We start from the raw sequence: 14920 nt of genomic DNA, 5'->3' as shown, positions 1-14920 counted from the left end.
GCCCGCCGGGCAGGTCGATCAACAGCGGCGAATCCATCCACCCCTGACTGATGGCCGCCACCGCTGCCGCACAGGCGCCGGTGCCGCAGGCCTGGGTTTCCCCGGCGCCGCGTTCCCATACGCGCAGTTGCGCACGATGGCGGTCGATGACCTGAAGGAAACCGACATTGACCCGCGCCGGGAAGCGCGGATGGTGTTCTATCTTCGGCCCCAGTTCATGCACCGGTGCACTGTTGATGTCATCCACGCGTATGACCGCATGGGGATTGCCCATCGACACGGCGGCCAGCTCGACCGTGGCGCCTTCGACGTCCAGCTGATAACTGCTGGCCTGGGCTGGCGCCTGGAACGGGATGTCCGCCGGCACCAGGCGCGGCGCGCCCATGTTCACGCCGATCTGGCCGTCGTTACGCACGTCCAGTTCGATGATGCCGCCCTTGGTCTCGACGCGGATCTGCCGCTTGGCAGTCAGACGTTTGTCGAGCACGAAGCGGGCGAAGCAGCGCGCACCGTTGCCGCATTGCTCCACTTCCGAACCGTCGGAGTTGAAGATCCGGTAGCGAAAATCCACATCCGGGTTGCTCGGTGCTTCGACGATCAGCAACTGGTCGAAACCGATCCCGGTGTGGCGATCGCCCCATTGCTTGGCGTGTTTGGGCTGAATGTGCGCGTGCTGGCTGACCAGGTCGAGGACCATGAAGTCGTTGCCCAGGCCGTGCATTTTGGTAAAACGCAGCAGCATGGGTTACTCCGGCAGCAGGCTTTCGCCGGCAAACAGCTCGGCCACGGTTTCGCGGCGACGCACTTCAAAAACCTGATCACCATCCACCAGCACCTCGGCGGCACGGCCGCGGGTGTTGTAGTTGGAGCTCATGACGAAACCGTAGGCTCCGGCCGAATGCACCGCCAGCAAGTCGCCTTCTTCCAGCGCCAGCTCGCGGTCCTTGGCGAGAAAGTCGCCGGTTTCGCAGATCGGGCCGACGATGTCGTACTTGCGTGCAGCGCTGTCGCGCGGCTTCACCGCCGTGACATCCATCCACGCCTGATACAGCGCCGGGCGGATCAGGTCGTTCATCGCCGCGTCGACGATGGCGAAATCCTTGTGCTCGGTGTGCTTGAGGTATTCGACCTGGGTCAGCAACACGCCGCCATTGGCGACGATGAAGCGGCCCGGCTCGAACACCAGCGCCAGATCACGCCCGTCGAGACGCTCGCGCACGGCTTTGATGTAGTCGGCAGCCAGCGGCGGCTCTTCATCGCGATAACGCACGCCCAGGCCGCCACCGAGATCAATGTGGCGCAGGTGAATGCCGCAATCGCCCAGACGGTCGACCAGATCGAGCAAGCGATCCAGGGCGTCAATGAATGGCGGCAGGGTGGTCAGTTGCGAACCGATGTGGCAGTCGACACCGACCACTTCCAGGTTCGGCAGATGCGCGGCGCGCACGTACACGTCTTCGGCGTCGGCAATGGCGATGCCGAACTTGTTCTCTTTCAGACCGGTGGAAATGTACGGGTGGGTGCCGGCATCGACGTCCGGGTTCACGCGCAGCGAAACCGGGGCGCGAACACCCAGCTCGGCGGCGACCACTTGCAGGCGCTCGAGCTCGTCGGTGGATTCGACGTTGAAGCAGTGCACGCCGACTTCGAGGGCGCGACGCATGTCGTCACGGGTCTTGCCGACGCCGGAGAAAACGATCTTGTCGGCGCTGCCACCAGCGGCCAGTACACGTTCCAGCTCACCACGGGAAACGATGTCGAAACCGGCGCCGAGACGGGCCAGGACATTCAGTACACCGAGGTTGGAGTTGGCTTTGACCGCGAAGCAGACCAGATGCGGCATGCCGGCCAGCGCATCGGCGTAGGCCAGATACTGCGCTTCGATGTGGGCGCGCGAGTAGACATAGGTGGGCGTGCCGAAGCGGTCGGCGATGGCGGACAGCGCCACACCTTCCGCGAACAGCTCCCCGCCACGGTAGTTAAAAGCGTCCATGGCGATCCCTTAGTAAACGTCGTGCTTGTGAGCCTTGGATGGCTGCTTTTGCGAGGACTGGGCTTGTTCGGCCGGGTCCTGGTCGTCATCGGGCAGGTACAGCGGGCCTTTTTGACCACAGGCCGAAACCAGGCAGGCAACCGCGACGAGCGCAGCAAGGGAAGAGATCAGGCGCTTCATGGCGAAATCCTTGAAAATGCGTTAATTGCGCCGGAGTATACCGGCCACCCGGCAGCTTGCCTATGCGAGGGGGTTCCCGTCCGGCGGGGCTCCTGAGAAGCGCATCATCCCTGTGGGAGCGAGCCTGCTCGCGAAGGCGTCGGCAAATTCAACAGGCTCGTTGCCTGACACACCGCTTTCGCGAGCAGGCTCGCTCCCACGGGGGCGGTGTTGGATGGGCCGACAGGTGCTTGGTCGTTAATCTTTGCAATCGGCCGGCAGCGTCCGTATCTTTCGGCGCTTGAGCCTGATCAGACATTTTTGAGGTTGCCGCAATGAGTTTGTCCGAAGCCCGTTTCCACGATCTGGTCGATGAAACCCAGGAAAAACTGGAAGACATATTTGACGAAAGCGATCTGGACATCGATCTGGAAAGCTCGGCCGGCGTGCTGACGGTCAAATTCGAAAACGGCAGCCAGTTGATCTTCAGCCGCCAGGAGCCGTTGCGTCAGCTGTGGCTGGCGGCCGTGTCCGGTGGTTTCCACTTCGACTACGACGAAGAAAGCGAGCGCTGGATGTGCGACAAGAGCGAAGAGCAATTGGGCGAAATGCTTCAGCGCCTCGTCAAACAGCAGGCTGGCGCCGAATTCGATTTCGAAGGTCTGTGATTCGTGGCTGATGCAGCGCCTGTTCGCCCGCCGAAACCGCTCTACAGCAACGTCAGCCCGGCGGTGCCTTCGCCGTGCACGGGCGTATGTCGATTGGACGAACAGAAAGTCTGCCTCGGCTGCGCGCGCCACGTCGAAGACATTCGCGAATGGCGCTCGGCGGATGATCAGCGGCGCCGGGTGATATGCCAGCAGGCTGCCGCACGAAAATCCCAAGCCTGTTGATATCGTGGCGAGGGGATTTATCCCCGTTGGGTCGCGTAGCGGCCCCAAAATCTATACGGCTGCTGCGCAGCCGAACGGGGATAAATCCCCTCGCCACAAGGGTTTCACCCAGGCAAAAAAGGGCGTGACTTGTATATTTTTTGAGCTGTGATAGTGTCCGCGAACGCCTCAAACCACCGAGGCACGGTGAAAACCCCGTCTTTTTTGGCGGGGTTTTGCTTTTTTTGTGCAGAAGAAAGGAGTCTGCCTGGATCATGACCGCACCTTCCATCACCCTTACCCGTCTGGACGTGCAACGTCTGGAGCGCCTGATCGACAGCCTGAGCGAGAAAGACCAGGCTGCGCCGGGCGTGATTGCGCTGCAAACCGAGCTGGACCGCGCCGATACCGTGGTCGGCCACGATGAAGTGCCCGCCGATGTCGTGACCATGAATTCCCGCGTGCATTGCCGCGAAGAAGGCAGTGGCAAGGATTACCACCTGACGCTGGTCTATCCCAAGGAGGCCAACGCCGACGAAGGCAAGATCTCGATCCTGGCACCGGTCGGCAGTGCGCTGCTGGGCCTGAAGGTCGGTCAGCACATCGACTGGCCGGCGCCGGGCGGCAAGTCGCTGAAACTGACCTTGCTGGAAGTGGAATCGCAACCGGTCAACGGCGGCGCCTTTCCCGAATAAATCCCCGCTTCAAACCTGTTCGAGCGCTTCATTCAACGAGCGCTCCAGGTCCGCCTTGTAGCGCAGATAGAGATTGCTTGAACTGTGCCCGTCACCGAGCAGCCCCGAGAGATCGAGGTCGGTGATGTAGCAGCGATAGCGCTCGGTCTCGCGGCGCTGCTCGACGATCTCCCGGGCGACCACGCTGAACAACTGGTCGCCATGCTCCAGCTCGCTGAATTCGCGCTGATTGCAATACAAGGTGACCTGCACTTCGCCCGGCGCGGCTTTGCCGATGATCGCCTGCACGTCATAGAACGGTTTGTTCACCGGTGTCTGCGGTGCTGGCCGGGTTTCGACCCTGCGTGAGCGCCCCGGGCCCGACAGCTGGTAATACAAAGTCTCGGGGCTGCCCGCAGGGCCACCGTCCATCGGCAATTGCGCTTCACGGCGGTACTGGATCGATTGCAGAAAACGCTGCAGCGGTACCAGCAGACTCTGCTCGTCGTGGTACGGCAGTTGCTGCTGCCACAGCGCATTGAATTCATCCAGCACGTACAGCTCGGCCTGCTGCTCGCTGATGCGGTAGAACACCTGAATGCACTCCGGCTGACCCATCGGCAGGATCAGCGCCAGGTCGTGATCTTCCAGTGCCATCGGGTCCAGGTGCAGCGGGCTGTAGCGCGGTTGTTCTTCGCCCAGATAATCGAGCAGTGCCGGCAGAGTGGCGAGGGCGACATGGTTGACCTGACCCGGCACCAGCTCCAGCACGTGATAGTGCTGCTGAACTTGAATCAGGTAGCGATGATTCAAATTGCTGAGCAACAGGGTCTGCGCGGTGTCGACGATTTCCTCGACGCGGCGGGCAATGAACTGCGCGCGGTTGTGGCAGAAGCAGCGTACTTTCAGGGATGGCTGCACAGGCCCGCGCGGCAGGTTGTTGAGGTAATCGCGCAGGCAATCGAGCAGCGCATGCGGGCCGTCGAAACGATTGACCAGCACTTCGTTCCAGCTGTTGAGCGTGACCTGATCGAGGGTCAGCACCAGGTTCTCGCGCACACCGGCATAGCTCAGCGAGTCGGTGCGTTCGGTGGTCATCAGGATGTTCAGATCGCGGTGATGCTTGAGCGGGTCGACGCCGACGTTGATCAGCAGCAGCACTTCGCTGGGCACGGCGGCGCGCAGCAAGGGCTCTTCGGCGACGGTGGACAAGGGCAGGGCGATGCACTGCTGCAGGCTGCCGAGCAGGTTGAACAGCTCGAACTCGCTCAAGTCGCTGGTGCCCGGATGCAGGGCCAGGCGGGTGCTGCTGTCGATCACGCCGTTGCGGTGGCACCAGGTCAGCAGTTCAAGCAGCTCGCGACTGCGCTTGATTGGCGCGAAGTGTTCCCACTCCAGCGCCGTCAGGCTGCCGTTGTACAAACCCCACTGGGTCTGCCCCGGCTCTTTTTTGTTCGGCGATTGCACCAAGGTCAGGGTGTCTTCGGCCAAGTCCGGGGCGATGCCCGGATTGATGAATTCGACCTTGTCGGCCTTGCGCTCGAACGCCGCGTACAGGCGCCGGCCGAGCACATTGAGGTCGCGCTTGTTGATCAGGCTGACAGTCTGTTCGTTGCGGGCGAATTGCGTCAGGAAGCGATAGCTGTAATTGAGTTCGTTGACCAGCGCGCGACGTTCGGCGCTGACCTGGCGGACTTTCCACTGACTGCGGCTGTCGAGCAGCGCCAATTGGCGCTGATCCCAGTGCCACTCGCCGGCCAAGCGTTCGAGCAACGCGCGTTGCCAACCTTGGCTGCGGCTGTTGCCGGTGAGCTTGCGGTTGACCTTCAGATACAGCGCGCGGCGCACCAGTTCAAGACGCTCCGGTTCGTTGCGTGCGAGCAGGTATTCCTCGATACGCCGGTACACGACCATGTACGGGTCAAGCTCATCGAGATCGAGCTGATTGGCGAACACGGCTTTCTTGAAGCGCAGGCTCAGGCACTGCACGTGCGGGTGTTCACTGGCGTACACCTCGGTCAGCAGCAGTTTGAGCACTGACTTGTAGGGCGACTCGATGCCTTTGAACAACTGCCACAACCCGGCGCCGATGAATTCTCCGGGCGGAATGGTTGCCATCGGCCCGAGATCGAGGGTTTCGTCGGCGCGAATAAAGCGTTTGGACAGCAGGGTGTGGGTGTAAGCGTCGTAGGCCGTTTCTTCATAGACCGGCACCAGCCACCAGATCGGCGTGCGCCCGGCCAGCCAGATCGCCGTGCGATAAAACTCGTCGAGCAGCAGATAGTGCTGGGTGCTGCCGCAGTTGTCCGAACTGAGCTTGGAATCTCGTTCGCCTTTGACGAAGCGCGCCGGGTCGATCAGGAAGAAATGCGCTTCGGCACCCTGGCTCGCGGCCCAGGCTTCCAGCAACTGGCACTTCTTGCTCAGCTCGGCGAGCTCGCTTTCGCTCAGATCCGGCCCATGGCAGACCCACACGTCCATGTCGCTCTGATCGGCCTGGGCCAGTGTGCCGAGGCTGCCCATCAGGAACAGGCCGTGGATCGGTCGCGGCGGGTTACTGCCGTGGCGCGGTTTGTAGGAAAACGAGCGAGTCAGGCGCTGCGCCTCAGTCAGCGCACTGGCGTCCGGCTCATAATTCGAGAGACCCGCCGGCGTACTGCCCGAGACATAGCCAGGCAGCAACGGATGATTGACGTGAAAGAACAGCGGCAACAGCGTCAGCACGCTTTGCTGGCGCGTCGACAACCCTTCGAGTGCGCGGCCGAGGCGGCCTTCATTGAGTTTGAGAAAACGTGCGCGCAGTTGGCTGAGTACCTTGCGGTCGATGCCTTCGTCCAGGTCGGGGCGGATTTCGTGGGTGCGCGTCATGTCAGCTCAAACCGGCTTGCAGGCTCGGATGTAGAGGGTCTCGGATTGGCCGCAGTTTAGCCTCTGCGCAGCAGGACGTTTAAGCTGAATTTGTTTTTTGACGGCAGATTTTTATCGACAGCGTTCAGGCTGGCCCGCGGAAATCCCGTGGCAGGAGTTTCCGTGGGCAAAGTCAGAGAAATCAGGCGGTTTCCTGTTCTTTCAAAATCGTCAGTACGGTCTGCACGTTTTGCGCGGCATCGCGACCGAGGCTGGTCAGATAACCGCCATCGGGCTGGTCGGTGAGTTCTTTTTCAAAGAGGCGCTGGGCAGCAGCGATGTGTTTCGGGGCAGCGGTCTGATGAATTTTCAGACCTTCCTGGGAACTGTCCAGGTTGAAGAGTGCAAGGACTTCCAGTTCGGCAACCAACTCAGGGGTAAGCGACATAAGGACTCCAGACTTTCTAGGAATTGGACGACAGCGCCCCTAAGGTGAACCCGCTGGTGCGGCATGTCCAGTGCTCAGATCAGGGGATTTTGTCTTGAGGCGAATTCCAGTGTAGTCCGCATAAAAAAGATCGCAGCCTTCGGCAGCTCCTACGAGAGATTGGTGCAGGAGCTGCCGAAGGCTGCGATCTTTTGATTTTATTATTTTTCCGGTGGCAGCTCTGGCAGCTTGCGCAATGCCGTTTCGTACCATTCGGTGTCGAACGGGCGGTCTTCATCGAGCATCGCGTCAATCTCATAGGCAAGCACGTGAGCCATGAGGTTGAGGATCTCCTCACGGTCCATGCCGACCAAAGTCAGCTTGTTCAACGTCGCCTTCGCCGCCGGCGGGTTGTCGCTTTCGATCTGGTTCTCGATGGCTTCGATCAGGGTCGCTTCGGTGAATGCTTCTTCGTCGTCATCGTTGACGATATCTGTCGGCTCGCTCATTGCAGGCTCCTCAGGGAAAGGCGCCAGTTTACCCGCATTCAGCGGCGTGATGCTGCTGGCGGGAAACGCCGCGGCGATCTATAAACAGGCACTGCCCACCCCGCACGGCCTGGAGGCTCTGTGATGTTCAAGCTCTACGGATTCGCTGTCAGCAACTACTACAACATGGTCAAACTGGCACTGCTGGAAAAAGGCCTGGCCTTCGAAGAGGTGACCTTCTACCCGACACAAACCCCGGAATCACTGGCCATCAGCCCGCGCGGAAAGGTCCCGGTGCTGGGTGTCGACGCCGGTTACATCAACGAAACCGCGATCATCCTCGAATACCTCGAACAATCACAAAAGGGCACGCCGCTCCTGCCCAGCGATCCGTTCGAGCGCGCGCAGGTATTGGCGATTGCCAAGGAGATCGAGTTGTACATCGAGTTGCCGGGGCGTGCCTGCTATGGCGAGGCGTTTTTCGGTATGACATTGCCGGAGGCGATCAAGGAGAAGACCCGGACCGAGCTGCTGCTGGGCTTCGCCGCGCTGGGCCGTCATGGCAAGTTCGCTCCGTACGTGGCGGGTGACAGCCTGAGCATTGCCGATTTGTATTTCCTCTACAGCGTGCCGCTGGCCTGTGCGGTCGGGCAGAAGCTGTTCGGGATCGATCTGCTGGCCGAGATGCCGCAGGCGAGAGCGCTGCTGGAGCGGCTTGAGCAGAACCCGCATGTGCAGAAGATTGCGGCAGACAAGGACGCGGCGATGCCGGCGTTTTTGGCAATGATTGCTGCCAAGAAGTGAATTTTGTAGCGCTCTGAAGGAAGCCTTCGCGAGCAGGCTCGCTCCCACATTGAGCCGGTGGTGAACACAAATTTTGTGAACATCCAGAATCCCTGTGGGAGCGAGCCTGCTCGCGAAGCTTTTTTGGCTTCTAGCGGCTGGCGATCAACGCCTGACCGCGCGCCACCGCAGCCTTGACCTGCGCCGGCGCAGTCCCGCCGATATGGTCCCGGGCATTCACCGAGCCTTCGAGGGTCAGCACGGCAAACACGTCCTGCTCGATCTGATCGCTGAACTGACGCAGTTCTTCCAGGCTCATTTCGGCCAGATCCTTACCGCTGTCGACGCCGTATTTCACTGCGTGGCCCACGATTTCGTGGCAATCACGGAACGGCAGACCACGGCGCACCAGGTAGTCAGCCAGGTCGGTCGCAGTGGAGAAACCGCGCAGTGCCGCTTCACGCATGATCGCGTGTTTCGGCTTGATCGCCGGGATCATGTCGGCGAACGCGCGCAGCGAATCGCGCAGGGTATCGGCGGCGTCGAACAGCGGCTCCTTGTCTTCCTGGTTGTCCTTGTTGTAGGCCAGTGGCTGGCCTTTCATCAGGGTCAGCAGGCCCATCAGCGCGCCGAACACGCGGCCGGTCTTGCCGCGCACCAGCTCAGGCACGTCGGGGTTTTTCTTTTGCGGCATGATCGAGCTGCCGGTGCAGAAACGATCCGGCAGATCGATGAACTGGAACTGCGCGCTGGTCCACAGCACCAGCTCTTCGGAGAAACGTGACAGGTGCATCATCGCGATGCTCGCGGCCGAGCAGAATTCGATGGCGAAGTCGCGATCGGAAACGTTGTCCAGCGAGTTGCCGCCGACGGCGTCGAAGCCGAGCAGTTGCGCGGTGTATTCGCGGTCGATCGGGTAAGTGGTGCCGGCCAGCGCGGCGCTGCCCAACGGCATGCGGTTGGTGCGCTTGCGGCAGTCGACCAGACGCTCGTAGTCGCGGCTGAGCATTTCGAACCAGGCCAGCATGTGGTGCCCGAAGGTCACTGGCTGTGCGGTCTGCAGGTGAGTGAAGCCCGGCATGATGCTCGCGGCCTCACGCTCGGCTTGCTCCAGCAGGCCTTTTTGCAGGCGGGTGATCTCGGCGAGGATCAGGTCGATTTCATCGCGCAGCCACAGGCGGATATCGGTGGCGACCTGGTCGTTGCGGCTGCGCCCGGTGTGGAGCTTTTTACCGGTGACGCCGATGCGGTCGGTCAGGCGCGCTTCGATGTTCATGTGCACGTCTTCGAGGTCGACGCGCCAGTCGAACTGGCCGGCCTCGATTTCGCCCTGAATGGTGTTCAGGCCATCGATGATGCTGTCGCGCTCGGCATCGGTCAGCACGCCGACCTTGGACAGCATGGTGGCGTGGGCGATCGAGCCCATGATGTCGTGGCGATACAGGCGCTGGTCGAAAGTGACGGAGGCGGTGAAGCGGGCGACGAAGGCGTCGACGGGTTCACTGAAGCGGCCGCCCCAGGACTGATTGGTCTTGTCAGTGCTCATGAATTCGCTCGTATCGGCTTGAAGAAATGGCGTGAAACGCTGGCGCGGATAATAACAGGGTTGCCAATCCTGTCGCTGACACCGGTCGATACGTTTTTTTCGCGGATGTGTCAGGCATGTCCGGCGCGGTCTGCAAGGAATTTACAAAAGGATATTTTTTGATTGAGCAATATCGTTCCGACGAACGTCTACAGTGGACATAAGGGTCGGTGCGATTGCGGATCATGCAAAGGTCTGGCCACCGACTATAAGAAGAGGGGGCGGGTGAGTTGTCCAACGGCCAACCACCGTGAGAAACGCAGGAAACAGTGGGCTCTGAGCGGTACGACCCGGACGCTGGCAAATATTGCTGGCCGACGTACGGCACTTTTTGGCGCTCGGGCTAGTCTTAGCGTGGATCGCGGTGACGCAGGTCACTACACCTGTCTACGCTATCCTTGTGCGAGACTCACGCAGGAATCCAGCGCAATATGAATGTCCTGATCGTTGATGACGAACCCCTGGCTCGCGAGCGCATAAGCCGTATGGTGAGCGAACTCGAGGGTTACACAGTCCTGGAGCCCAGTGCCACGAATGGCGAGGAGGCGTTAGCGCTGATCGACAGCCACAAGCCGGATATCGTGCTGCTCGATATCCGCATGCCGGGCCTCGATGGCCTGCAGGTTGCTGCCCGACTGTGCGAACGAGAGACGCCGCCGGCCGTGGTGTTTTGCACCAGTCCCGATGAATTTGCCGTGGAAGCCCTGCAGGCCAGCGCCGTGGGCTATGTGGTGAAACCTGTGCGAACCGAACACTTGAATGAAGCCCTGAAGCGGGCTGAACGTCCCAACCGGGCGCAACTCTCGGCCCTGACCCGTCCCGCTGCCGAAAGTGGCAACGGCCCACGCAGCCACATCAGCGCACGGACCCGTAAAGGCATCGAGCTGATTCCGCTGGATCAGGTGGTCTACTTCATCGCCGACCACAAGTACGTGACCCTGCGTCACGAAGCCGGCGAGGTGCTGCTCGACGAACCCCTCAAAGCCCTTGAAGACGAATTCGGCGAACGCTTTGTGCGTATCCACCGCAATGCGCTGGTCGCTCGCGACCGCATCGAGCGCTTGCAACGCACGCCACTGGGACATTTCCAGTTGTTCCTCAAAGGCCTCAATGGCGATGCGCTGATTGTCAGCCGGCGGCATGTTGCCGGTGTGCGCAAGATGATGCAGGGGCTTTGACCCGGTCTTCAGCGGTCTTTTCGTGTTCTTTTATCCGGCATGGCAGGCCAGGGAGGCCGCGCCGGTTCTGATTCAGGTCAAAGCGAAATTGACTGAGCTGTTATTATCCGCCGTATCTATTCAGTACGGATTGTTCCATGTCCCCTCGCGAAATCCGCATCGCCACCCGTAAAAGTGCGCTGGCCCTCTGGCAGGCCGAATACGTTAAAGCCCGTCTGGAAGCGGCCCACCCGGGCCTGCTGGTGACGCTGGTGCCCATGGTCAGTCGCGGCGACAAGCTGCTCGACTCGCCACTGTCGAAGATCGGCGGCAAGGGCCTGTTCGTCAAGGAACTGGAAACCGCGCTGCTGGAAAACCAAGCCGATATCGCCGTGCATTCGATGAAAGACGTGCCGATGGACTTCCCGCAAGGCTTGGGTCTGTTTTGCATCTGCGAGCGTGAGGACCCGCGCGATGCTTTCGTCTCCAACACCTACGCCAGTCTTGAAGCGCTGCCTGCCGCTGCCATCGTCGGCACCTCGAGCCTGCGTCGGCAGACGCAATTGCTGGCGCGGCGTCCCGATCTGCAGATCCGTTTCCTGCGCGGTAACGTCAACACCCGTCTGGCCAAGCTTGATGCCGGCGAGTACGACGCGATCATCCTCGCCGCCGCCGGTTTGATCCGCCTCGGTTTCGAGGATCGCATCACTTCGGCGATCAGTGTCGATGACAGCTTGCCGGCCGGTGGCCAGGGCGCAGTCGGCATAGAATGCCGCAGCGCCGACCACGAAATCCACGCCTTGCTCGCGCCTTTGCATCACGCCGATACCGCTTCGCGGGTGAACGCCGAACGCGCCCTCAACAAACACTTGAACGGCGGCTGCCAAGTGCCCATCGCCTGCTACGCGGTGCTCGAAGGCGAGCAACTGTGGTTGCGCGGCCTGGTCGGTGAGCCGAGCGGCGGCAGGCTGCTCAGTGCCGAAGCCCGCGCGCCGCGCGCGGACGCTGAGACCTTGGGCGTGCAGGTCGCTGAAGACCTGCTCAAGCAAGGCGCCGACGACATTCTCAAAGCGGTGTACGGCGAGGCGGGTCACGAGTGACGGCCTGGCGCCTGCTGCTGACGCGCCCGGCAGACGACTGCGCGGCGCTGGCCGAACAGTTGGCCGGGCACGGGATTTTCAGCAGTTGTCTGCCGCTTTTGGACATCGTTCCGCTGCCGCTCTCTGACACTATTCGCCAGGCGATTTCGCGATTGCCCGCTTGCAGCGCGGTGATTGTGGTCAGCAAACCGGCGGCACGGATTGCGGTGGATCTGCTCAAGTCCGAAGGCACAGCGCCATTGAGCATGCCGTGGTTCAGCGTCGGCGCGGCGACCGCAGGCATTCTTCGCGAGCATGGTCTCGATGTCAGCTTCCCGGCTGATGGCGATGACAGTGAAGCCCTGCTGCAATTGCCGCGTCTGTGCGAGGCGGTGAGCCAGCCCGGTGCGCAGGTGATGATCCTGCGCGGCGAGGGCGGTCGTGAACTGCTCGCCGAGCGCCTGCGCGCGCTTGGTGCTAGTGTCGAGTATCTGGAGTTGTATCGCCGCGACCTGCCAGCCTACCCGCCAAACGAGCTGCCACGGCGGATCGAAGCGGAACGCTTGAACGGGCTGGTGGTCAGCAGTGGACAGGGTTTCGAGCACCTGCGGCAGATGGCCGGCGATGCCTGGCCGAAGATCGCGCAGTTGCCGTTGTTTGTTCCAAGCCCGAGGGTCGCCGAGCTGGCACGTGCCGCCGGGGCTCAAACAGTTGTGGATTGCCGCGGCGCGAGTGCCGCGGCTTTGCTGACGGCGTTACGGGAATGTCCCGTGCCGTTTTCTAATGCAAAGGATGGATACGTGAGCGAAACAGCCTTGCCAAAAGATGACGTCCAGCCTGCGCTCGATGCCCAGGTTGAAACTCCACCACCGGCCAAAGAGCCGCGCCGAGGCAATGGACTGGCGATTGTCGCCTTGCTGCTCGGTGCTGCCGGTGTCGCCATCGGTGGCTGGGGTGTCTGGCAGGTGCGCCACCTGCAGAACAACACGCAGCAACAGTCGAGTCAGGTGCAGGCGTTGAACGATCAGGCGCAGAGTCTGAAGCTCAACGAACAGCGTCTGACCGAGCGCCTGGCGCAGTTACCCGGTGCTGACGAGCTCGCCGAGCGCCAGCGTCTGGTCACGCAATTGCAGGGCGATCAGCAGCGCCTCAATCAACGTCTGGAAACCGTCCTCGGCGCCAGCCGCAAGGACTGGCGTCTGGCCGAGGCCGAACACTTGCTGCGTCTGGCCAGCCTGCGCCTCTCGGCGTTGCAGGACATCAGCAGTGCGCAGGCGCTGGTGCAGGGCGCCGATGAAATTCTCCGTGAACAGAACGATCCGGGCTCCTTCGCCGCGCGCGAGCAAGTGGCGAAAACCCTGGTCGCCTTGCGCAGCACCGAACAGCCTGATCGCACCGGGCTGTTCCTGCGTCTCGGCGCGCTGCGCGATCAAGTCATCGACCTCACGGAGCTGGCGCCGGAGTACAAGGATCGCGGCGAGTCGCTGCTGGGCCTGACCAACGATGGCGATGGCGCCAGTCGCTGGGCGCAGTGGTGGGACAAGGTGTCGCGCTATATCCGCATCGACTTCAATGCTGACAAGAACGTCAAACCGTTGCTGGCCGGACAGAGCCTGAGCCAGGTGCGCCTGGCCCTGAGCCTGGCGCTGGAGCAGGCGCAGTGGGCCGCGCTCAACGGTCAGGCGCCGGTATACACCCAGGCGTTGGCCGAGGCGCGCGATGTGCTCAAGGGCAATTTCAATCCGGACAACCCGCAAAGCAAAGTCATGCTGGAACAGGTCGCCGAGCTGAGCAAGGAACCGGTCACCGTCAAGACGCCGGATCTGGCCGGCACCTTGAGTGCGGTGCAGGGGTATCTGGAGCGACGTAACGTCAATGCCGAGGAATCGGTGAAACCGTTCGCCAAGCCTGCCGCCAATGCTGCGCAGGAGGCGACCCCATGAAGCGCCTCTATGTAATCGTGTTTCTGGTCATCGCCGCGACGGCAGCACTGGGCCTGGCGATTGCCGAGCATTCCGGTTACGTGCTGGTGGCGTACAAGAGCTTCCGCTACGAATCGAGCCTGTGGGCGACACTGGCGGTGATTGCGGTGCTGTGGCTGCTGTTCTGGGGCATCAAGGTGCTGGTCGAGCTGGTGATGACCTCCACCGGCGTGGTCAATCCGTGGTCGCGACGCAATCGCAGCCGCCGCGTGCAAGTGGCGATCGAACACGGACAACTGGATCTGGCTGAAGGTCGCTGGGCCAGCGCGCAACGGCATCTGACCCGCGCAGCGGAAGCCGAGCGTCAGCCGCTGCTGTATTACCTCGGCGCCGCCCGTGCGGCGAACGAGCAAGGCCAGTACGAAGAAAGTGATCGTTTGCTTGAACGCGCGCTGGAGCGTCAGCCGCAAGCCGAATTGGCGATCGCCCTCAGTCACGCACAGTTGCAGACCGATCGTGGCGACACCGACGGTGCGCTGGTGACCTTGCAGGCGATGCATGAACGGCATCCGCGCAGCGCGCAGACATTGCGTCAATTGCAACGTCTGCATCAGCAGCGTGGCGAATGGTCGGCGGTGATTCGTCTGTTGCCGGAACTGCGCAAAGACAAGGTTCTACCGCCGGCTGAACTGGCTGAACTCGAGCGTCGCGCCTGGGGTGAGAATCTGTCCCTGGCAGCGCAACGCGAAGAAGACGGTACCGTGGGTCTACAATCGCTCAAGCGGGCGTGGGAACAGCTGACTTCGGCGCAGCGTCAGGAAGCGCCTTTGGTGCTGGCCTATGCCGAGCAACTGCGCCAGCTTGGCGCTCAGGTCGAGGCCGAAGAAGTGCTGCGCACAGCGCTCAAGCGCAAGTACGACAGCCATCTGGCGCG

The 14920-nt window shown here is 61.7% G+C and carries 15 protein-coding genes and 3 pseudogenes; 11 read left to right on the top strand and 7 right to left on the bottom strand.

Annotated elements, in window-relative coordinates; genetic code table 11:
* The 3 genes from dapF to D6877_RS25250 form a co-directional block, all read right to left on the bottom strand.
* On the bottom strand, positions 1-742 hold a 742-nt coding region (gene dapF / locus D6877_RS25260; protein ID WP_130912483.1), incomplete at its 3' end, for a diaminopimelate epimerase.
* 3 nt (positions 743-745) lie between these two features.
* A complete protein-coding gene (gene lysA / locus D6877_RS25255; protein WP_056791636.1) occupies positions 746-1993 on the bottom strand; it encodes a diaminopimelate decarboxylase in 1248 nt (415 codons plus the stop codon).
* Between the two features lie 9 nt (positions 1994-2002).
* Positions 2003-2173: a lipoprotein gene (locus D6877_RS25250; protein ID WP_016772589.1), complete on the bottom strand. Its 171-nt coding sequence runs from the start codon at positions 2171-2173 to the stop codon at positions 2003-2005.
* 103 nt (positions 2174-2276) lie between these two features.
* On the opposite strand from D6877_RS25250, the pseudogene D6877_RS30255 reads away from it, so the two are divergent.
* The 4 genes and pseudogenes from D6877_RS30255 to rnk form a co-directional block, all read left to right on the top strand.
* Positions 2277-2372 (top strand): annotated as a pseudogene (locus D6877_RS30255) (metal ABC transporter ATP-binding protein); the annotation flags it as partial.
* 115 nt (positions 2373-2487) lie between these two features.
* On the top strand, positions 2488-2820 hold the full coding sequence (gene cyaY / locus D6877_RS25240) for an iron donor protein CyaY (protein ID WP_041476930.1): 333 nt from the start codon (positions 2488-2490) through the stop codon (positions 2818-2820).
* A gap of 3 nt (positions 2821-2823) precedes the next feature.
* Positions 2824-3045, top strand: coding sequence for a DUF1289 domain-containing protein (locus D6877_RS25235; RefSeq protein WP_130912469.1), 222 nt, complete (start codon positions 2824-2826; stop codon positions 3043-3045).
* Between the two features lie 254 nt (positions 3046-3299).
* On the top strand, positions 3300-3719 hold the full coding sequence (gene rnk, locus D6877_RS25230) for a nucleoside diphosphate kinase regulator (protein WP_130912468.1): 420 nt from the start codon (positions 3300-3302) through the stop codon (positions 3717-3719).
* Between the two features lie 9 nt (positions 3720-3728).
* Here the strand turns inward: rnk and D6877_RS25225 are convergent, their stop codons facing one another.
* The 3 genes from D6877_RS25225 to D6877_RS25215 all read right to left on the bottom strand — a co-directional run bounded on the left by D6877_RS25225 (position 3729) and on the right by D6877_RS25215 (position 7481).
* The gene (locus D6877_RS25225) at positions 3729-6566 is read right to left on the bottom strand and encodes a class I adenylate cyclase (protein ID WP_130912467.1); all 2838 of its coding nucleotides are present in this window, start codon (positions 6564-6566) and stop codon (positions 3729-3731) included.
* A 181-nt stretch (positions 6567-6747) separates the two neighbouring features.
* Entirely contained in the window at positions 6748-6993 is a 246-nt protein-coding gene (locus D6877_RS25220; RefSeq protein WP_016772594.1) for a TIGR02647 family protein, read from the bottom strand.
* Positions 6994-7193: 200 nt separating this feature from the next.
* Positions 7194-7481, bottom strand: coding sequence for a hypothetical protein (locus D6877_RS25215; protein ID WP_130912466.1), 288 nt, complete (start codon positions 7479-7481; stop codon positions 7194-7196).
* Positions 7482-7604: 123 nt separating this feature from the next.
* Here D6877_RS25215 and D6877_RS25210 point away from each other — a divergent pair, with 123 nt between their 5' ends.
* A complete protein-coding gene (locus D6877_RS25210; RefSeq protein ID WP_130912465.1) occupies positions 7605-8264 on the top strand; it encodes a glutathione S-transferase in 660 nt (219 codons plus the stop codon).
* A 130-nt stretch (positions 8265-8394) separates the two neighbouring features.
* On the opposite strand, the gene argH is transcribed toward D6877_RS25210, so the two are convergent.
* The gene (gene argH / locus D6877_RS25205; protein ID WP_130912464.1) at positions 8395-9789 is read right to left on the bottom strand and encodes an argininosuccinate lyase; all 1395 of its coding nucleotides are present in this window, start codon (positions 9787-9789) and stop codon (positions 8395-8397) included.
* Between the two features lie 321 nt (positions 9790-10110).
* On the opposite strand from argH, the pseudogene D6877_RS30100 reads away from it, so the two are divergent.
* The 6 genes and pseudogenes from D6877_RS30100 to D6877_RS25180 all read left to right on the top strand — a co-directional run.
* Positions 10111-10263, top strand: a pseudogene (locus D6877_RS30100) (sensor histidine kinase); the annotation flags it as partial.
* Entirely contained in the window at positions 10260-11006 is a 747-nt protein-coding gene (locus tag D6877_RS25195; RefSeq protein WP_130912463.1) for a LytTR family DNA-binding domain-containing protein, read from the top strand. The pseudogene D6877_RS30100 and the gene D6877_RS25195, both read left to right, overlap by 4 nt.
* 137 nt (positions 11007-11143) lie before the next feature.
* Positions 11144-12085, top strand: coding sequence for a hydroxymethylbilane synthase (gene hemC, locus D6877_RS25190; protein ID WP_130912462.1), 942 nt, complete (start codon positions 11144-11146; stop codon positions 12083-12085).
* Positions 12082-12828: pseudogene (locus tag D6877_RS30095) on the top strand (uroporphyrinogen-III synthase); the annotation flags it as partial. The gene hemC and the pseudogene D6877_RS30095, both read left to right, overlap by 4 nt.
* Positions 12829-12864: 36 nt before the next feature.
* Positions 12865-14007, top strand: coding sequence for a uroporphyrinogen-III C-methyltransferase (locus D6877_RS30090; protein ID WP_241089674.1), 1143 nt, complete (start codon positions 12865-12867; stop codon positions 14005-14007).
* On the top strand, positions 14004-14920 hold a 917-nt coding region (locus D6877_RS25180; RefSeq protein ID WP_130912460.1), incomplete at its 3' end, for a heme biosynthesis HemY N-terminal domain-containing protein. The genes D6877_RS30090 and D6877_RS25180, both read left to right, overlap by 4 nt.

The sequence above is a fragment of the Pseudomonas sp. Sample_9 genome (genome assembly GCF_004307535.1).
In the GTDB taxonomy this organism is placed as follows: Bacteria; Pseudomonadota; Gammaproteobacteria; order Pseudomonadales; family Pseudomonadaceae; genus Aquipseudomonas; species Aquipseudomonas mercuritolerans.
This window is presented reverse-complemented; position numbering and strand designations above follow the sequence as displayed.